The 17,942-nt window shown below is 71.8% G+C and carries 21 protein-coding genes; 10 read left to right on the forward strand and 11 right to left on the reverse strand.

Translation table 11 applies throughout. The annotated features are described in order from the left end of the window. Nucleotides 1–17 precede the first annotated feature (17 nt). Nucleotides 18–872, reverse strand: coding sequence for a hypothetical protein (locus ACIRSS_RS29820; RefSeq protein WP_400900623.1), 855 nt, complete (start codon nt 870–872; stop codon nt 18–20). 50 nt (nt 873–922) lie between these two features. Beyond that, nucleotides 923–1,828 (reverse strand): MerR family transcriptional regulator, encoded by a 906-nt coding sequence (locus tag ACIRSS_RS29825; RefSeq protein ID WP_400901915.1) that lies wholly within the window; start codon nt 1,826–1,828, stop codon nt 923–925. Between the two features lie 248 nt (nt 1,829–2,076). Here ACIRSS_RS29825 and ACIRSS_RS29830 point away from each other — a divergent pair, with 248 nt between their 5' ends. Further along, nucleotides 2,077–2,379 (forward strand): WhiB family transcriptional regulator, encoded by a 303-nt coding sequence (locus ACIRSS_RS29830; protein WP_043792619.1) that lies wholly within the window; start codon nt 2,077–2,079, stop codon nt 2,377–2,379. 112 nt (nt 2,380–2,491) lie between these two features. Here ACIRSS_RS29830 and groL read toward each other — a convergent pair whose 3' ends face one another. After that, nucleotides 2,492–4,105, reverse strand: a complete 1,614-nt coding sequence (gene groL / locus ACIRSS_RS29835) for a chaperonin GroEL (protein WP_400900625.1) — start codon at nt 4,103–4,105, stop codon at nt 2,492–2,494. 99 nt (nt 4,106–4,204) lie between these two features. Continuing rightward, nucleotides 4,205–4,498, reverse strand: a complete 294-nt coding sequence (groES, locus tag ACIRSS_RS29840) for a co-chaperone GroES (protein WP_004559922.1) — start codon at nt 4,496–4,498, stop codon at nt 4,205–4,207. A gap of 355 nt (nt 4,499–4,853) precedes the next feature. Here groES and ACIRSS_RS29845 point away from each other — a divergent pair, with 355 nt between their 5' ends. Next, nucleotides 4,854–5,366: a DinB family protein gene (locus tag ACIRSS_RS29845; protein WP_400900627.1), complete on the forward strand. Its 513-nt coding sequence runs from the start codon at nt 4,854–4,856 to the stop codon at nt 5,364–5,366. Here the strand turns inward: ACIRSS_RS29845 and ACIRSS_RS29850 are convergent. Then, nucleotides 5,363–5,812 (reverse strand): ArsI/CadI family heavy metal resistance metalloenzyme, encoded by a 450-nt coding sequence (locus ACIRSS_RS29850; RefSeq protein WP_400900629.1) that lies wholly within the window; start codon nt 5,810–5,812, stop codon nt 5,363–5,365. The two genes, ACIRSS_RS29845 and ACIRSS_RS29850, sit on opposite strands and share 4 nt — an antisense overlap. A 78-nt stretch (nt 5,813–5,890) precedes the next feature. Here ACIRSS_RS29850 and ACIRSS_RS29855 point away from each other — a divergent pair, with 78 nt between their 5' ends. Genes ACIRSS_RS29855 through ACIRSS_RS29875 form a run of 5 tightly spaced genes read left to right on the forward strand, consistent with a single transcriptional unit; the run spans nt 5,891 to nt 9,256 of the window. Continuing rightward, nucleotides 5,891–6,253, forward strand: a complete 363-nt coding sequence (locus tag ACIRSS_RS29855; protein ID WP_400900631.1) for a metalloregulator ArsR/SmtB family transcription factor — start codon at nt 5,891–5,893, stop codon at nt 6,251–6,253. Then, nucleotides 6,250–7,305, forward strand: a complete 1,056-nt coding sequence (gene arsB / locus ACIRSS_RS29860) for an ACR3 family arsenite efflux transporter (protein ID WP_400900633.1) — start codon at nt 6,250–6,252, stop codon at nt 7,303–7,305. Before ACIRSS_RS29855 ends, arsB begins: the two co-directional genes overlap by 4 nt. Next, the gene (locus tag ACIRSS_RS29865) at nt 7,302–7,703 is read left to right on the forward strand and encodes an arsenate reductase ArsC (RefSeq protein WP_400900635.1); all 402 of its coding nucleotides are present in this window, start codon (nt 7,302–7,304) and stop codon (nt 7,701–7,703) included. The genes arsB and ACIRSS_RS29865 overlap by 4 nt, the downstream gene beginning before the upstream one ends. A gap of 42 nt (nt 7,704–7,745) precedes the next feature. Then, nucleotides 7,746–8,066, forward strand: coding sequence for an ArsR/SmtB family transcription factor (locus ACIRSS_RS29870; protein ID WP_400900637.1), 321 nt, complete (start codon nt 7,746–7,748; stop codon nt 8,064–8,066). Next, nucleotides 8,063–9,256 (forward strand): GNAT family N-acetyltransferase, encoded by a 1,194-nt coding sequence (locus tag ACIRSS_RS29875; RefSeq protein WP_400900639.1) that lies wholly within the window; start codon nt 8,063–8,065, stop codon nt 9,254–9,256. Before ACIRSS_RS29870 ends, ACIRSS_RS29875 begins: the two co-directional genes overlap by 4 nt. A 22-nt stretch (nt 9,257–9,278) precedes the next feature. On the opposite strand, the gene ACIRSS_RS29880 is transcribed toward ACIRSS_RS29875, so the two are convergent. From ACIRSS_RS29880 to xrtP, 3 genes are all read right to left on the reverse strand, one after another. After that, nucleotides 9,279–11,153, reverse strand: a complete 1,875-nt coding sequence (locus ACIRSS_RS29880; RefSeq protein ID WP_400900641.1) for an N-acetylmuramoyl-L-alanine amidase — start codon at nt 11,151–11,153, stop codon at nt 9,279–9,281. 66 nt (nt 11,154–11,219) lie between these two features. After that, a complete protein-coding gene (locus ACIRSS_RS29885) occupies nt 11,220–12,596 on the reverse strand; it encodes a glycosyltransferase (RefSeq protein WP_400900643.1) in 1,377 nt (458 codons plus the stop codon). Then, on the reverse strand, nt 12,593–13,093 hold the full coding sequence (gene xrtP / locus ACIRSS_RS29890; protein ID WP_400901917.1) for an exosortase P: 501 nt from the start codon (nt 13,091–13,093) through the stop codon (nt 12,593–12,595). The genes ACIRSS_RS29885 and xrtP overlap by 4 nt, the downstream gene beginning before the upstream one ends. 362 nt (nt 13,094–13,455) lie before the next feature. Here xrtP and ACIRSS_RS29895 point away from each other — a divergent pair, with 362 nt between their 5' ends. The 3 genes from ACIRSS_RS29895 to wecB all read left to right on the forward strand — a co-directional run bounded on the left by ACIRSS_RS29895 (nt 13,456) and on the right by wecB (nt 15,662). Next, nucleotides 13,456–14,223, forward strand: a complete 768-nt coding sequence (locus ACIRSS_RS29895; RefSeq protein ID WP_400900645.1) for a choice-of-anchor P family protein — start codon at nt 13,456–13,458, stop codon at nt 14,221–14,223. An 11-nt stretch (nt 14,224–14,234) separates the two neighbouring features. Continuing rightward, nucleotides 14,235–14,414 carry an LPXTG cell wall anchor domain-containing protein gene (locus tag ACIRSS_RS29900; protein ID WP_400900647.1) on the forward strand — a complete coding sequence of 60 codons (180 nt, stop codon included), beginning with the start codon at nt 14,235–14,237 and terminating at the stop codon, nt 14,412–14,414. 96 nt (nt 14,415–14,510) lie between these two features. After that, nucleotides 14,511–15,662 carry a non-hydrolyzing UDP-N-acetylglucosamine 2-epimerase gene (gene wecB, locus ACIRSS_RS29905; protein ID WP_400900649.1) on the forward strand — a complete coding sequence of 384 codons (1,152 nt, stop codon included), beginning with the start codon at nt 14,511–14,513 and terminating at the stop codon, nt 15,660–15,662. Nucleotides 15,663–15,672: 10 nt separating this feature from the next. On the opposite strand, the gene tsaD is transcribed toward wecB, so the two are convergent. The 3 genes from tsaD to tsaB are packed head-to-tail and all read right to left on the reverse strand — an operon-like array spanning nt 15,673 to nt 17,860. Next, nucleotides 15,673–16,719: a tRNA (adenosine(37)-N6)-threonylcarbamoyltransferase complex transferase subunit TsaD gene (gene tsaD / locus ACIRSS_RS29910; RefSeq protein ID WP_400900651.1), complete on the reverse strand. Its 1,047-nt coding sequence runs from the start codon at nt 16,717–16,719 to the stop codon at nt 15,673–15,675. After that, the gene (rimI, locus tag ACIRSS_RS29915) at nt 16,719–17,198 is read right to left on the reverse strand and encodes a ribosomal protein S18-alanine N-acetyltransferase (RefSeq protein ID WP_400900653.1); all 480 of its coding nucleotides are present in this window, start codon (nt 17,196–17,198) and stop codon (nt 16,719–16,721) included. Before rimI ends, tsaD begins: the two co-directional genes overlap by 1 nt. Then, nucleotides 17,195–17,860, reverse strand: a complete 666-nt coding sequence (gene tsaB / locus ACIRSS_RS29920; RefSeq protein ID WP_400900655.1) for a tRNA (adenosine(37)-N6)-threonylcarbamoyltransferase complex dimerization subunit type 1 TsaB — start codon at nt 17,858–17,860, stop codon at nt 17,195–17,197. The genes rimI and tsaB overlap by 4 nt, the downstream gene beginning before the upstream one ends. Nucleotides 17,861–17,942: the final 82 nt, after the last annotated feature.

Raw genomic sequence — 17,942 nt, forward strand, 5'->3', positions numbered from 1 at the left:
CACCCCATTCCGACGGCTCAACCACCCGGGGCGGGGACCCATGGTGATTCCCCCGCGATCCTCCTCCCGCAAGGATCTGCGCTTCGTAACACTGCGTGCAACACCTCTGCCATTCTGAATCGATACTCCTCGGCGTGTCCTGGGCGCAGATCGGCCATGACGAGCGCCGCCGGCCACAAAAGTGAAAGCAGTTCGCATTCCTCGGCGGTCGCCATTGCGTTTCCGACAAGCCCGTCCGAAATCTTCCGGTGATCGGGACGCCCGGCGGCCCCCAGTGCGACGGCCAGCACAATCCCGGATTTCACGGCGTGCCGCCGCGCACCCCGCGCGACGGCGGTTTCGAAAGCCCGCTCGGCGGGCGCGACGGCGGCGGCGCCCTGACCAGCGGCGAGCTCGATCTCGGCGCCGACCCAGCCCCCGCGGACGCAGGCCCGCCACCCGGCGTGCTGATCCTCGGCCCGCCGGGCGAGCCTCCGGGCGGCCGCGATCCGGCCCAGGGCGAGGTTGTCGGCGGCCAGCCCGAGCAGGGCATCGGCCCGCGCGCCGGCGGCGTCGAGGCCATCGGGGTCGGGGCTCCCGTGGAGGCCGGCGGCTTTGGCGAAGGCCTCGCCGTCGAGGGCCCGGGCTTGGCGGTGGCCGCCCAGCTGCCGCCGGTGGGCCCCGAGGGCGCTGGCGGCCAGGGAGGCGTGGAGGGGGTCTTTCTCGCGCCGGAGGGGGTCGAGGAGGGCCGCGGCGGCCGCGTACCGGCCCTGGGCGCCGAGCACGACGGCGGCGAGCAGCCGTTCCCGAGGGGTGCCGGGCCTGCGCGTGACGGCGGGGTCGAGCCGCGGATCGCCCCCGAACGCGGCGGCCCTCAGGGCGGGTTCGTGCACCCGTCCTTTCTAGCGGGTCCCACCGACAGAAACATGATCGAAGTGACGGATCACCCGCGCCCGCCGACCAGGACGTGCTCGATGCGGTCCGCCGCGCCCGGGAGGTCCGTCAGCAGCTCCACCTTGTCCGGCAGCCCCGCCGGGTCCCACCCGGGGCCGCACGCGAACAGCCGGCTCCGCTGCCTCCCCCGGGACACCCGCGCGAACAGCCGCGTGTCCGCGACCCCGCGCCGGTGGGCCCACAGCACCACCGCCGCCGGGGCGCTCCGGCGCACCGCCACCGCCAGGACCTCCGCCGGCAGCGGCACCCCGAACAGCTGCGCCCCGATGCGGCGGCCGGCCAGGGACGCCGCCAGCGCGTACATCGGCATCGTGTCGCGCTCCTCCGGGACGCAGCCCAGCAGCACCGGGCGCGTGTTGCGCGGCTCGTCGAGCACCGGGGTCGCGCGGACCAGCGCCGCGAACACGCACTCCGCCAGCAGGTACTCGACCTCCGCTCCCGCGCTCGCGCCGCGCCAGCGGGCCCCCAGGGCCGACAGCACCGGCTCGATCACGCCCGTCCACGCCGGGAGGACGCCCAGCTCGGCGATCGTGTCCGCGAGCATGCGCTGGACCGCGCCGACGTCCATCGCCAGCGCCGCCGTGCTCAGGCGGCGGGCGAGCCGGGAGCGGACTTCGAGGCCGTCGTCGGCCGCCGACGCGTCGGCGGGCTCCGAAGGCTCCTCCGGCTGCGGCGGTCCCCAGCGCGGCATCTGCTCGAGGGCGTAGCGCGCCGCCTCGGCCGTCGACGCGCCGCTCAGCAGCGCGCGCTGCATCAGTTCGAGCCGGCCGATGTCGGAGGTGCCGTAGCGGCGGTGACGGCCGTCGGTGTGCCTGCTCGGGCCGAGCCCGTAGCGGCGGTCCCAGGTTCGGAGGGTGGACGGGGCGACCCCGAGCCGGCGGGCGACCGAGGCCACCGGCAGGGTGGGTTCTTCGGTGCCCGACCCAGCTCCCACGAGCCTCAATATCCAGGCAGACCGCGGTGTCGGCAACCGGAGGCGAAACCCCTGCTCACACATCCGGGGGATGCCTAACGGCTGAATCGAACCGAATCGCTTGAACAACTATTGGCGCGCTTCTAACGTTACCGCCGTTGCACCGAATGGAGTATCGGCACCACAGCAGAGCAGCTAGCGGCATCGACCGATTGACGGAGGCGGTCAGGATGGCAGACACGCGCAGGCTCCCAGGACCCAACGCCGACATGTGGGACTGGCAGCTCGAAGGGTCGTGCCGGGGGATGGACAGCGCGTCCTTCTTTCACCCGGACGGCGAGCGCGGCCCGGCGCGGGCACGGCGGGAGGCCAGGGCGAAGGCGGTCTGCCTGAGCTGCCCCGTCCTCGAGATGTGCCGCAGCCACGCGCTGGCGGTGCACGAGCCCTACGGCATCTGGGGCGGGCTCTCGGAGTCGGAACGCGAGCACCTCATCAAGTCCGACAAACGCGCGCTCAGCATGTCCGGCGGCTGAGCGCCCCACAGACCTCGGAGGGCGGCACCGGGTGGGGTGCCGCCCTTCGTGCTTTCCGGACGCGGAAGCGGGGCGGCACTCCCGGAGGAGTACCGCCCCGCTTCCGTCGAAATCAGTGCGAGTGGCCGTGGCCCGCCGCGGCGGGCTCCTCCTCGGCCGGCTTCTCGACCACGGACGACTCCGTGGTCAGCACCAGCCGGGCGATGGAGGCGGCGTTCGCCACCGCGGACCGGGTCACCTTGACCGGGTCGACGATGCCGGCGGCCAGCAGGTCGGTGAGCTCGCCGGTGGCGGCGTTGAAGCCCTGCCCCCAGCTCTGCTCGCGCACCTTGTTGACGATGACGGCGCCCTCGTGGCCCGCGTTGGTCGCGATCCAGAACAGCGGGGCCGACAGCGCGTCCTTGACGATGCGCACGCCGGTGGCCTCGTCGCCTTCCAGGCCCAGGCCGCCCTCGAGCTCCTTGACCGCGTGCACCAGCGCCGAACCGCCACCGGGCAGGATGCCCTCCTCGACGGCCGCCTTGGTCGAAGCCACGGCGTCCTCGATGCGGTGCTTGCGCTCGTTCAGCTCGGTCTCGGTGGCCGCGCCGACCTTGATGACCGCGACGCCGCCGCCGAGCTTCGCGAGCCGCTCCTGCAGCTTCTCGCGGTCCCAGTCGGAGTCGGTCGTCTCGATCTCCTTGCGGATCTGCGCGACCCGCCCGGCGATGGCGTCCTTGGAGCCGGCGCCGTCGACGATCGTGGTGTCGTCCTTCGTGACGACGATCCGGCGAGCCTTGCCCAGCGCGCCGAGGTCGACGTCGGACAGCTTGCGGCCGATCTCCGCGGAGATGACCTCGCCGCCCGTGACGACCGCGAGGTCGTCCAGGAACGCCTTGCGGCGGTCGCCGAAGAACGGCGCCTTGACCGCGACGGCGGTGATCGTCTTGCGCAGCGAGTTCACCACGAGGGTGGACAGCGCCTCGCCGTCGACGTCCTCGGCGATGATGAGCAGCGGCTTCTTGGCCTCGACGACCTTCTCGAGCACCGGCAGCAGCTCGGCCAGCGACGAGACCTTCTCGCGGACGAGCAGGATGTAGGCGTCCTCGAGGATCGCCTTCTGCTCCTCCGGGTTGGTCGCGAAGTGCGCCGAGAGGAAGCCCTTGTCGAACTGGACGCCCTCGGTGATCACCAGCTCGGTCGCCAGGGTCGACGACTCCTCGATGGTGATGACGCCGTCCTCGCCGACCTTCTCGACGGCTTCGCCGAGCAGGGCACCGATGTTGGCGTCGCGGGAGGTCACGGTGCCGACCTGGGCGATGTTCTCGCGGCCCTTGACCGGGGTGGCCTTGGCCTTGAGGACCTCGATGACCTTCTCCGCGGCGGCCTCGATGCCGCGGCCGATCGAGGTCGGGTTGGCGCCGGCCGCGACGTTGCGCAGGCCGACCTTGACCAGCGACTGCGCGAGCACGGTCGCGGTCGTGGTGCCGTCACCGGCGACGTCGTTGGTCTTGGTGGCGACGCTCTTGGCGAGCTGCGCGCCGAGGTTCTCGAACGGGTCGTCGAGCTCGATCTCCCGGGCGACGGTCACGCCGTCGAGGGTGATGGTCGGGCCGCCGAACTTCTTGTCGAGCACGACGTGGCGACCGCGCGGGCCGAGGGTGACCTTGACGGCGTCGGCGAGCTTGTTCACCCCGCGCTCCAGCGCGCGACGAGCGTCCTCGTCGAAACTGATCTGCTTGGGCATAGCGTGTTCCGCTTACCTTTCGGTGGGGTCTAGAACGCAAGAACGCCCCGCTCCCCGGCGTTGTGCGGGGCCCGGGGCGTCATGCGCTGCGAGCGGACGTCAGTTGATGACGGCCAGCACGTCGCGGGCGGACAGGATGAGGTAGTCCTCACCGTTGTACTTGACCTCGGTGCCGCCGTACTTCGAGTAGATGACGACGTCGCCGACGTTCACGTCCAGCGGGACGCGGTTGCCCTTGTCGTCGATCCGGCCCGGGCCCACGGCCAGAACCTTGCCCTCCTGGGGCTTCTCCTTGGCGGTGTCGGGGATGACGAGGCCGGAAGCGGTCGTCTCCTCGGCCTCGCTCGTCTGGACAACGATCTTGTCCTCGAGCGGCTTGATGTTCACGCTCACCGGGTTGACCTCCACGGTCGTCGAAAGCGTTGGCAGGATGTGGTTACGGCTCTACCACCCCCGCCGTCGCGGGTGCCGGGGCTGTCGGGCCGTGCGATTAGCACTCTAGCCACGTGAGTGCCAGTCGTGCAAGGAGGGTGGCCCCGGGCGTGTGAATCGCACCGGAAAACGCGCTGACCGGCGCCGACGCACCAGCACACCAGCCGGGGCCGAGACGAAGGGACCGCAAGGCCCTACACCTCCCCGCCCCTGCCGCTCTCAGCGCCGTCCGGTGTTGAACGCTCGGGCAGCGAGGGACGGCCACCACCCACAGGCACCCCTGGCCTTCCCGCCACAACCGGCGGACACTGCGACCGTGGACAAGGCGGCCGTTCACGCGGAGCTGGAGCAGGCCCGCAGAACCTTCCACCAGCTACTGGACACCGCGACCGACAGCGACCTGCGGCGACCCACCGCGGGCACCCGCTGGACCAACCGCCAGCTCCTCTTCCACATGCTGCTCGGCTACCTGATCATCCGCGCCCTGTCGACGCTGGTGCGGCTGTTCGGCCGCCTCCCCGACGGCGCCAGCCGCACCTACGCCCGGCTGCTGAACGCGGCGACGACCCCCTTCGACGCGGTCAACTTCGCCGGCTCCTGGCTCGGCGGCACGCTGCTGCCGAAGCGGTGGATGCGAGCACTGTTCGACCGGACCATCGCCGCGCTCCACCGCCGCCTGGACCGGGAAACCGACGACGACCTCGCCCGCGGCATGCACTACCCGACCCGGTGGGACCCGTTCTTCCAGGACTACATGACCCTGGCCGACGTGTACCGGTTCCCGACCCGGCACTTCGACTTCCACCGCCGCCAGCTGACCCTCGGCTAGGAGCAGCAGCCCTCCGGCGTCCCCGCCTCGGGCGTGCAGCAGTTGGCCGCGAGGGCCGCGCTGTCGGTCCCGAATGCCTGCGAGTCCGCCTTGACGGTGTACACCTCCCACGGCTCCTGGCCGGGCCCGTGCACCCACACCTTGTCCTGGACGGCGTAGCAGCACGTCGTGTCGTCCTCGGTCAGCGTCTCCAGGCCCTCGCCCGTCAGGCGCTTGCTCGCCTCGCCGACCTGGTCGGTCGACTCGACCTCGACGCCGAGGTGGTCCATGACCGTCGCCTGGCCCGGCTCGCCCTCCAGGAGCACGAGCTTGAGCGCCGGCTCGGCGATTCCGAAGTTGGCGTACCCCGGCCGGAGCTTGGCCGGCTCGGCGCCGAACAGCTTCGAGTAGAAGTCGATCGACCCTTCGAGGTCCCCGACCCGCAGCGCGAGCTGTACCCGTGACATCCCGTCCTCCTTGAATAGACGCTCATCGAAACAGACACTTAGATTGCTCTCTACTTAGAAGACTGTCAAGATAGACACATGCCGAAACAGCTGCCGATCGTCGCGATGGACGCGTGCTGCTCCCCGCTGGCCCGCGAGCCCTTGAGCGAAGAGCAGGCCGCGGAGCTGTCGAAGTTGTTCAAGGCCATGGCGGACCCCGTCCGGCTGCGGCTGCTGTCGCTGATCGCCTCCCACGCCGGCGGCGAGGCGTGCGTGTGCGACCTGACCGACGCCTTCGACCTGACCGGCCCGACCATCTCCCACCACCTGAAGGTCCTGCGCGAGTCCGGGCTGATCACCGGCGAACGGCGCGGCACGTGGGTCTACTACCGCGTCCACCCCGAGGTGCTGGCCCGGCTCTCGGCCGTGCTCGTCCCCGGCGCCGAGATCGTCCCGGCGTGAGCGGCACCGTCGTCGGCCGGCTGTCCACTTTGGACCGGTTCCTGCCCGTCTGGATCGCGGCCGCGATGGTCGCCGGGCTCCTGGGCGGCCGCTTGGTCCCCGGGCTGGACACGGCGTTGTCCGCGGTGCAGGTCGACGGCATTTCGCTGCCGATCGCGCTCGGGCTGCTGGTCATGATGTACCCGGTGCTGGCGAAGGTCCGCTACGACCGGCTCGGCACCGTCACCCGCGACCGGCGGCTGCTGTGGCCGTCGCTGGTGCTGAACTGGCTGGTCGGCCCGGCGCTGATGTTCACCCTGGCCTGGCTGCTGCTGCCCGACCTGCCCGAGTACCGGACCGGGCTGATCATCGTCGGCCTCGCCCGCTGCATCGCGATGGTCGTCATCTGGAACGACCTCGCGTGCGGCGACCGCGAAGCAGCCGCCGTGCTGGTCGCGCTGAACTCGGTGTTCCAGGTCCTCGCGTTCGGGCTCCTGGGCTGGTTCTACCTCGCCGTCCTGCCCGGCTGGCTCGGCCTCCCGCAAGCCGGCCTCGCCGTCTCCGGGTGGCAGATCGCCAAGAGCGTGCTCATCTTCCTCGGCATCCCGCTCCTGGCCGGGTACCTGACGCGCCGGCTCGGCGAACGCGCGAAGGGCCGTGCCTGGTACGAGTCGGAGTTCCTGCCGAAGATCGGCCCGGCCGCGCTCTACGGGCTGCTGTTCACGATCGTGGTCCTCTTCGCCCTGCAAGGCGACCAGATCACCGCCCGGCCGCTGGACGTCGTCCGGATCGCCGTGCCGCTGCTGGTCTACTTCGGACTGATGTGGGCCGGGTCGTACGCGTTCGGCAAAGCCGTCGGCCTGTCCTACGAGCGCACGACGACGCTGGCGTTCACCGCGGCGGGCAACAACTTCGAGCTCGCCATCGCCGTGGCCATCGCGACGTTCGGCGCGACGAGCGGACAGGCGCTGGCCGGGGTGGTCGGGCCGCTCATCGAAGTCCCCGTGCTCGTCGCGCTCGTGTACGTGTCCCTGGCGCTGCGCCGCCGTTCCCCGGTGGAGGTCACCCCGTGAACACCCCCGAAGTCCTGTTCGTCTGCGTCCACAACGCGGGCCGCTCCCAGATGGCCGCCGCACTGCTCGACCACCACGCCGCCGGGCGCGTCACCGTCCGCTCCGCCGGGTCGGCGCCGGCGGACGCGGTCAACCCGGCCGTGGTCGCGGCCATGGCCGAGCTCGGGATCGACGTCTCCCGCGAGTTCCCCAAGCGCCTGACCACCGACGCGGTCGGAGCCGCCGACGTCGTGATCACCATGGGCTGCGGCGACGCGTGCCCGGTCTTCCCCGGCAAGCGCTACCTCGACTGGCAGCTCGACGACCCCGCCGGCCGATCCGTCGAGGACGTGCGCCCGATCCGCGACGAGATCGACCGCCGGGTCCGCGCCCTGCTCGCCGAGCTGGTTGCCGCCTGACCCTTCATCGTTTATCGTCGATAAACGATGAAAGGGGCCGCCGTGCTGGACCGAGCTACCGCGGAGACGTACGCCGGGTGGTTCCGCGCCCTGGCCGACCCGACCCGGGTGCAGATCCTCAACCTGCTGGCCTCGACCAGCTCCCCGATGACCGTCGGGCAGATCGTCGACCAGGTCGACGTCGGCCAGTCCACCGTGTCCGCCCACCTGAAGATCCTCACCGAGGCCCGGTTCGTGCTCGCCGAACCGCGCGGGACCGCCCGGCTCTACCGGGTCAACCAGCGTTGCGTGTCGTGCTTCCCGACCGCCGCCGACGTCGTCATGGGGCGCGCCGCCGTCACCTTCGCGGAGGTGTCCCCGTGAGCCTCGACCGCTACGCCGACGCCGCTCGCCGGGCGCTGGCCGGGGAAACCGCCGGGCTCATCGCCGACACCGAGCGGCTCGGCGCCGTCCACTACGCCGGCGAAGACGCCCCCGCCGAAGTGGCCGCGACCAGCCTCGGCTGCGGCAACCCGGTGGCCGTCGCCGACCTGCGCCCCGGGGAAACCGTGCTCGACCTCGGTTCCGGCGGCGGGCTCGACGTCCTGCTCTCCGCCCGCCGGGTCGGCCCGGCCGGCCGGGCCATCGGCCTCGACGTCACCGACGACATGCTCACCCTCGCCCGCCGCCACGCCGAACGCGCCGGCGTCACCAACGCGGAGTTCGTCCACGGCACCATCGAACGGATCCCGCTGCCGGACGCGTCGGTCGACGTCGTCATCTCCAACTGCGTCATCGCGCTCTCCCCCGACAAGCCGGCCGTGTTCACCGAGATCGCCCGCGTCCTGCGGCCCGGCGGGCGCCTCGGGATCACCGACATCCTGGCCGACGACACGCTGACCGACGCCGAACGCGCGGCCGGCACGGACGAATGCCTCCGCAGCGCGCTCACCGCCGAGCGCTACCGGGCGCTGCTCCGCGACGCCGGGCTGGCGGGCGTCGACGTCCGGTTCACCCACGAGGTCGGCGCCAAGCTGCACTCCGCGATCATCCGCGCCGTCCGGCCGGCGCCGGTCCGCGTCGTCCCGATGACGGCCGCCCACGCCGGGCAGGTCCTGGCGATCCTCCAGGCCGGACTCGACACCGGGGACGCGAGTTTCGAAACCACCGCACCCGAGTGGCCCGCCTGGGACGCCGCCCACCTGCCGGCGCACCGGTTCACCGCCATCGGCTCCGCCGGAGACGTCCTCGGCTGGACCGCGGTCACTGCGGTGTCCTCCCGGTGCGTCTACGCCGGGGTCGTCGAGCACAGCGTCTACGTCCACCCGGACGCCCGCGGCCGCGGGATCGGCCAGGCGCTGCTGACCGCGTTGATCGCGTCGACGGAAGACGCCGGGATCTGGACGATCCAGAGCGGGATCTTCCCGGAGAACACCGCGAGCCGGAAGCTGCACGAGCGCGCCGGGTTCCGCGAGGTCGGCACCCGGCAGCGCCTCGGCCGGCACCACGGGCGGTGGCGTGACGTCGTCCTGGTGGAACGCCGGAGCACCCGGGCCGGCGCCGGCGAGGGCTGAACCCCGCCGGCGCCGCTCCGGGCTAGAACGCCGGGAGGATCCGGACGTCGTCCGCCTTGACGAACGCGATCCGGTGCCCGAACTGGATCTGGACGTACTTGAGCTTGCCCTTGACCACGACGTGGTCGGCCAGGTCGAACGTCACCGCGTAGTAGTACTCGGACCCGACCGTGCCGGCCGACGAGTACTTCTGGCCCGCCGACAACGTGTACGGCAGCGGCGTGATGGTCTGCACCGGCACGTTCGCGGGGTAGGCCTCCGGTTCGGGGTACGCGCGCCCGTACACCGGCACCGTCGCGAGACCCGGCTTCGGCGTCACGACCCAGCCGATCGCCGGCTTGGCCACGCGCGCGCCGTGCGGGTTGTGGAACCAGCCCTTCTGCCCGAGGTACCAGATCGCCGTCCAGTCGCCGCTGACGCCGGCGACGGCGTACTGCTGCCCGGTCGCGACGCGGCTGCCGACGTCCGACACGTCCATTGTGGACGGTGAGCCGTCGGTGTGCAGGCCGGCGTCCTTGAGCAGCGGCGAAGACTCACTGGGCTCCGAGTGCAGCACCACGGCCTCCGAACTCCTTGGCGCGCAAGGCGTTCCGGGGCTGTCGCAGCCGGTGAACACGAGCTGGTTCTTCGCGAAGTCCGGGTCGATGGTGACCAGCGACGAGCCGGGCAGGCCGAACCCGCCGAGCGGCGCGCCCAGCAGGTCGAAGTAGTGCGACCAGTCCCAGTAGGGGCCCGGGTCCCAGTGCATGCCCTTGATCGTCGACGGGACCGTGCCCGGCACGTTGTCGTGGCCGATGATGTGCGCGCGGTCGAGCGGGATGCCGTACTTGCGCGCGAGGTAGCCGACGAGCTTCGCGCTCGACCGGTACATCGCTTCGGTGTACCAGGTGCCCTTCGCGGCGAAGCCCTCGTGCTCGATGCCGATGGACTTCGCGTTGACGTACCAGTTGCCCGCGTGCCAGGCGACGTCCTTGGTCGGCACGTGCTGCGCGATCAGGCCGTCGCTGGAGCGGACCGTGTAGTGCCAGCTGACGTACGTCGGGTCCTGGGCGAGCTTGAGGACGCTGTCCCAGTAGCCCTCGGTGTCGTGGATGACGATGTGGTCGATCTTCTGGCTCTCGGGCCGGTTCGCGAGGTCGTGGTTGCCGTAGTCGTCGTTCGGCAGCTCCTGGTAGGGCGCCGGGACGGACTCGCAGGCGACGGTCCGCGGGCACTCGACGTCCGGCGGGTTCCCGTTGTGCGCCGGAACCTGCACGTCCGGGGTCGCGGCGAGGGTGACCTGCTGGCCGTCGTCGGTGGTCCGGGACACGCCGCTCTTGATGGTCTCGTAGACCTCGTCGGCGAACGTCTGCGCGGCGTCGCCGGTGGAGCCGCTGTAGCGCGCGACGGCGTCGTACCAGTCGCTCTGGCCGGCGTGGTACTTCGCGAGCAGGGCCGCGCCGCCGCGGATGTTCTGGGTCGCGTCGGTGCGCAGGGTCGCGGCGTCGGTGCCGACGAGCTTCGCCGCTTCGTCGACGGTCTGCAGCCCGGCCGGCGGCGCGGCGGGCCCGGCCTGCGGGTGCAGGGCGGGGCGCGCGTCGTCGCCACGCGGGTCTTCGGTGCCTTCGTCGTGGTGGCTGGTCGCCACCCCGGCCTCGCGCACGTCGGTGAGGTGCATCGGGCCGTAGCCGGCCGACGTGCTGGGCGTGCCGGCGTTGAAGTCCCAGCGGGACTCCAGGTAGGAGACGCCGAGCAGGACGTTCTCCGGGACGCCGAACTCGCTCGCGGCGGCGGCGAAGTCCCGCTGCCGCTGGTCGCGGCTGGTGGCTTGGGCCGGCGCGGCGGCCAGGCCGGTCAAGAGCGTGACGGCGGCGATCAGCGCCGCCGATCTCGGGAGGGAACGGGCGGACATGGGCATAAACCCCCAGGGTTCAGGTGCCGGATGGTCAGAACCTAACCAGAAACTCACCCCGGAGGTAAGAGCTCACGCGTCGAGCGCGACCTTCGCCCCCGCCGCCTGCTCGGTGTTGCGACGCGTCTTCGCCCAGCCGTTGCGGCCGCGGACCAGCCGGAACAGCGCGCGCCACGACGTCACGTAGAACGTGTAGATGTAGGCCGCGTACGCGAAGCCGAGCCCGATGCCGCGCAGGACGTTCCCGCTGCGCAAGCACTTCAGCTGGTAGATCGGGCCCCAGACGAGGAACGGCAGCAGCCCGAACGAGCCGTAGATGGCGAACAGGATCCACGCGCCGCCGGTGAACCACGCCCACATCTGGGCCGGGTCGCCCGCGGTGCTCGCCACCAGCAGGATGAACGGGATCGGGTACAGCAGCGAGCCGAGCAGCTGCAGCCACGGCTGGGCGAGGTAGTACATCATCTCCGCGGCGCCGAGCGTGCTGACGTGCGGCGAGTCCCAGATCCGGCGCAGGTAGCGGGCGCACTGCATGGTGCCCTGGCCCCACCGCGTGCGCTGCACCAGGAACCGGCGCAGGCTGTACAGACCCTCCTGCGCCACATGGGAATCCGGGGTGAACCCGGTGCGCCAGCCCGCCGTCAGCAGGTGGACGCCGAGCTCGAAGTCCTCTAGCAGGGAGCCGCGCCACGGCTCTTCGTGCTCGCCCGCGATGGAGTCGAGCGCGGTGAGCCGGGTGAACTGGCCGTTGCCGCCCATGGAGATCGTGCCGGTGAAGCCGCGGGACGTCTGGATCGCCGCGATCGCCGTCCGGAACTCGAGGTCCTGCAGCTGCGCGAGCTTGAGGCCGAACCAGCGGCCGACCGGGTTGCGCGACGGCGGCGGCGTGCCGACGTTGCTCATCCAGACGTCCAGCTGGACCGCGCCGATCCCCGGGTCGCCGAAGAGGTGGTCGGCCGCGCAGACCTCCAGGCAGTTCGGGGCCGGGCGGCCGTCGGCGTCGACGACCACCACGACGACGTCGTCCCGCGAGGCGTCCGGGCCCATCCAGTCGTTGAGGGCCCGGTAGGCGGCGTTGAGCGCGTCACCCTTGCCCGTCCGGGCTTCGGGCCGCACGCGCGGCACCAGGTGCAGGTACGGGTCGTAGCCGCCGTGGCGCCGCCACAGCATCCGGACGACGCGGGCGGTGCGGTCCTCCGAGTCGTCGTCGACGACCCAGACGTGCGCCTTGCGGAACGTCGTGCGCAGGTAGCGGATCGTCTCGCGGATGACCGTCTGCTCGTCGCGGCACGGCACGAAGAAGTGCCACGTGAAGTCCGCCGGGTCGCCGACCGGGCCGGGCTTGCGGCGCAGGTACGGCACGACGATGACGACGACGTACACCAGGAACGCCACGCTCATCGTGAGCGCGAACGCCTGGGTGATCGCCAGCAGGACCTTGACGCTCATGCCTTCTTCTTCCGGGTGGCGAGCCAGACGAACAGGACGATCGAGACGGCGCCGCCGAACACGCTCACCATCGAGCCGAGCAGCGTGTGGCCCCAGTAGTAGCCCTCGTCGGTGCCGAACCAGTGCACCAGCCCGACGATCGTGAGAATGCGCAGCTGGTTCACCAGCACGACGACGAGCGCGGAAATGCCGAGCGAAAAGAACAGGCGCTTCGCATTCGACGGCCGGAAATACAGCATGGCCATGGTCACAACGAGCAGCGGGAGCAGAAGGAACGCCGAAGAGCATTCCGGAGTCATTCTCAACCCGAACGGAGCAGTGCTGCTCAACCCAAAGTAAACAGACTCCCGATCGGGAGCCACATAAACACCCGATGTAGTGATGACGTCGAGGATCGCGCCGGCCAGGCGCACTTCCAGTTCGCGGTAGAACCGCTCGGCCAGCACGACCGCGGCCGCCAGCGCGCCGAGCGCGATGACCAGCGGAAACCTTGCCATGCCAGAGTTCGGAGCGCTCGCTACGGCCACGACGGTCCTCTCGGTGTCGGTTTTCGTTCCAGCTGCGGACCCCGGGGCGAGCGTAGAACACAAGTGCCGGGCCGCTCCACTCGGATGTGTGGTTTGGAACCGCCATTCGGCAGTTTCCGCGGCCGACTTGCTCGGCCGAACGGGTGACGTCGTGGCGACCAGCGGAAACCGCGACACAGAATACCCGATCCGGTGATTCGGGAAATATCCTGTGCTATTCGGGCCGCTCTTCGCGATAGTCGATTCGCGTGCCGAGTCGAGGCAGACCGGTTCGATCCGCGCCGCCGTCACGCGAACTCCAGGGAAACTCAGCGAATTCGGAGGACCAGTTGATGAACAGCTCCCTCGCGCGCCGCGGCGGCCTGCTCGCCGCGGTCGTGGCGAGCTTCGTGCTCGCCGGCGCGGCGCCCGCGTCGGCCGCGCCCGGTGACGGGTCGGCCTACGGCGTGAAGGTCGACGTGACGCTGCTCGGCCAGCCCGCCGTGCACGTCGGGCCGCTCGCGGCCGCGAACACCGCGGGCCCGACGACGAACACGCTGGCGAGCGCCGCCGTGCCCGGCGTCCTGACCGCGGGCGTGATCGCGACCGAGGCCAAGCGCGACGACAACTCCGGCGCGGTCACGGCGAAGGCGACCACCGCCGACGTCGGCCTGCCGCTGCTCAAGGCCGCGCTCGGCACCGTCGGCGTCAAGACCGTCGAGGCGGTGTGCACCGCGACCCAAGCCGGCGTCAAGGGCAGCAGCACGCTGGTCGACGCGAAGCTCGGGAGCATCGGCACCGTCGACGCCAACCCCGCGCCGAACACCCAGGTCAAGGTCGGGATCGCCGGCATCAACATCGCGACGATCATCCTCAACGAGCAGATCAAGAACAACGACGGCAGCCTCACGGTCAACGCCATCCACGTGAAGCTGCTCGGCGGGGTCGTCGGCTCGCTGGGTGCGGGTGACGTGATCGTGTCGTCGGCGACCTGCGGCCCGGCCGCGCCGCCGATGCCGCTGGCGTCCGGGGCGGGCCTGTGGATCGGGCTCGGGCTGCTCGGCGCCGTCGCGCTGCCGGTCGGAACGCGCATCTACCGCCGCCGCTCCGCGCGGGCCTGAGCGAGGCCCGCATGTACAAGATGCCGGGCGCGGGCGTCGGCGTGGCCGGTGGCGGGGTGGGCACCCTCGCCGCCACCGGTGCCGACGTCGGGTGGTGGCTGGCCGTCGGCGTGCTCCTGGTCCTGCTCGGGACCATCGCACTGATCGCCGTCCACCGCCGCAACCGCCGTCTCTCCCAGGCGCGGGACTGAGGTGACGGGCCGTCGGCGTGTGCCCCTCGCACGCCGGCGGCCCCCTCGGAAGAAATTTGCTGGACACTGGACTATGTGGAGAAGGGGCACCGCCGCGTGGATGTGATGTTGCTGGCCGGGACGCGGCCGGAAGCGCTCAAGCTCGCGCCACTGGCGCTGGCGATGGAAGCGCACCCCGCGTTGCGGCCGATCCTGGTCCACAGCGGGCAGCACGCGGGCATGGTCGAGCAGGCGCTGACGCCGTTCGGCCTGGTCGTGGACGAGTGGCTGGCCGTGCCGCCGCGCGTGACCGGCGGTCAGGCGGAGCTCGTCGCGGGCCTGCTGCCCGCGCTCGACGACGTCCTGCGCCGGCACGCGCCGGCCGCGCTCGTCGTCCAGGGCGACACCACGACCACGCTCGCCGGCGCGCTGGCCGCGTTCTGGCTGGGCATCCCGGTGGTGCACCTGGAAGCCGGGCTGCGCACGCACGACCTCACCGCGCCCTTCCCGGAGGAGGGCGCGCGGCAGATGGTGTCGCGGCTGGCGGCGCTGCACCTGGCGCCGACCCTCGGCGCGGCGGCCGAGCTGCGCGCGGAAGGCGTTGCGCGGCAACGGATCGCGGTCACGGGCAACACGGTCGTCGACGCCGTGCTGGAGATCGCGGCGCGCGACCTCCCGGCGCGCGACACGGCGCTGGCGCTGCTGGAGATGGAGATCGCGGAGGCGGACGAGCGGCTGGTGCTCGTGACGTCCCACCGGCGCGAGTCGTGGGGCGAGCCGCTGGAGCGGACGCTGGCGGCGGTGCAGCTGATCGTGGCCGAGCACCCGGACGTGCAGGTGCTGTTCCCGGCCCACCCGAACCCGCAGGTCCGCACCCAGGTGGAGGCGGCCCTGGGTGGCCTGCCGCGGGTGACGGTCACGGACCCGCTGGAGTACCCGGACCTGGTCCGCGCGTTGCGGCTGGCGTCGCTGGTGCTGACGGACTCGGGCGGGATCCAGGAGGAGGCCCCGACGTTCGGGACGCCGGTGCTGGTCCTGCGGGACGTGACCGAGCGGGTCGAGGTCGTCGAGGCCGGCTGCGCGTGGCTGGTGGGAACGGACACGTCCCGGATCGCGGACACGGCGGCGCGTTTGCTGAACGGCGAGCTGCGGCCGGCGCAGGTCGGGAATCCTTACGGCGAAGGCAATGCGGCGGTGCTGGCGGTCGCGGCGATCGAGGAGCTGCTGGGCGTCGGCGCCCCGGCGCACAAGCACGCCGCGGCGTCCTGAGGCGCAGCGGTCAGAGCGAGACCACGTTCACCGGGAGAGCCGGGTTCGCGCTGAAGTCCAGCGGTGCTGTCGGCCGCTTGGCTGCCACCACGTGCGCGCCCAGGGCTGCGATCATCGCGCCGTTGTCCGTGCACAGCCGGGGGCGCGGGACCCGCAGCTCGATACCCGCCGCCTCGCAGCGTTCCGCGGCCAGTGACGACAAGCGCGAGTTCGCCGCCACGCCACCCGAGATGACGATCGTGCCGATCCCCTGCTCCTTCGCCGCGCGGACCGCCTTCATCGTCAGCACGTCCGCGACCGCCTCCTGGAACGACGCCGCGACGTCGTCCACCGGGATCTCCTCGCCGCGGCGGGCGGCGCCTTCGACCCAGCGCGCGACCGCGGTCTTCAAGCCGGAGAAGGAAAAGTCGTTCTTGGCGTCGCGCGGGCCCGTCATGCCGCGCGGGAACGCGATCGCCGCCGGGTTGCCGTTCTTCGCCGCCTTGTCGATCGGCGGGCCGCCCGGGTAGGGCAGGCCGAGCACGCGCGCGACCTTGTCGTAGGCCTCACCGGCGGCGTCGTCCACAGTGGACCCCAGCTCGGTGATCCCCGACGCGATGTCGTCGACGCGCAGCAGCTGCGTGTGGCCGCCGGACACCAGCAGCGCGAGGCACGGCGTGGGCAGCGGCCCGTGCTGCAGCGTGTCCACCGCGATGTGCCCGGCCAGGTGGTTGACGCCGTAGAGCGGCACGTTCAGCGCCGTCGCGTACGCCTTCGCCGCCGAGACGCCGACGAGCAGCGCGCCCGCCAAGCCCGGCCCGGCCGTCACCGCGATCGCGTCCACATCGGTCAGTCCGAGCCCGGCTTTCTCGAAGGCACGCATGGTCGTCGGGACCATCGCCTCCAGGTGCGCGCGGCTCGCGACCTCGGGCACCACGCCGCCGAAGCGGGCGTGCTGCTCGACGCTGGAGGCGACCTCGTCGGCGAGCAGCTCCACCGTGCCGTCGTCGTGCAGGCGGACCAGGCCGACGCCGGTCTCGTCGCACGAGCTCTCGATGCCCATGATGATGCGTGACATCAGCCCGCCACCTCGTCTCGCGTCCGCGCGGGGCGGACCATCGTGTACGCGTCGGCGCCGGAGGGCTGGTAGTAGCGCTTCCGGATGCCGAGCCGTTCGAAGCCGTGGCTCTCGTACAGCGCGAGAGCCGTTTCGTTGTCCGTGCGGACCTCGAGGAACACCGGCGCCTCGAACTCGTCGGCCCGCTCCAGCAGCGCCCGCAGCAGCGCCTTGCCGATGCCCTGGCCCTGGTACTCGGGGGCGACGCCGATGGTGTGCACGGTCGCCTCGTACTCGCCGCGGCGCCGCCCGACGACGGCCAGCCCGGCGTACCCGAGCAGCTCGTCTGTCTCGTCCGGGCGCGCGGCCAGGTAGAAGTTGCCCGCGTCCAGCTCGGAGTGGAACGCGCGGGAGCTCCACGGGTCGTCGCCGGGGAAGAGGATCTGCTCGATCTCGACGCACCGGGCGATGTCCCGGCGGCGCAGCGGCTCGAGTCTCACTGCACGGTCACCCGTTTCGGGGCGGTGGGCTCGGCGGCGTCGGGCCGGCGCAGGTACAGGGGCGTCAGCGGCGCGGGCGTTTCCTTCGCGAGCAACGCGGTGCGCGCGGCCTTCACCAGCCCGGCGGGCGAGGGGAACCGCGGCTCGATCGGCCGGACGTCGAGCGCGTCGGCGTACAGCAGGGCGCCGTCGCCCGCCGCCACCTTGACGTCGGTCCCGAGGTCGGCCGGGCGCTGGACGTGCGGGCCGTCGGTGCGGGTCCCGGCGGCGTCGTAAGCCGCCCAGTAGACCTCGCGGCGGCGCGCGTCGGTGAGGACGAGGAAGGCGCTTTCGCCCGGGGGGACGTCGGCGGCGAGCGCGTCGAGGCTGCAGACCGGGTACACCGGCAGGCCGAGCGCGTGCCCGAGGGCGGCGGCGGTGGCCATCCCGGCGCGCAGGCCGGTGAACGGCCCGGGGCCGACGCCGACGACGATCGCGTCGAGGTCCTTGAAGGTCACGCCGGCTTCTTCGGCGGCCGCGAGCGCGTGCGGCGTGATCAGTTCGCCGTGGGCGCGGGGGTCGACCGTGACGCGGTCTCCGCGCGTCTCGACCCCGCTGTCGTCCACCGCGACGACGCCCGCGGTCACCGCCGGGGTCGAGGTATCGATCGCCAGTACCAACACGGTGTCCCAGCCTACGACCAGGGCCTTCGACACCTCGCTGCAGGGGACGGATCCGCACGGTAACGTGCGGTTGGAGTCCGAC

It is taken from the genome of Amycolatopsis sp. NPDC101161, assembly GCF_044768185.1.
GTDB lineage: Bacteria > Actinomycetota > Actinomycetes > Mycobacteriales > Pseudonocardiaceae > Amycolatopsis.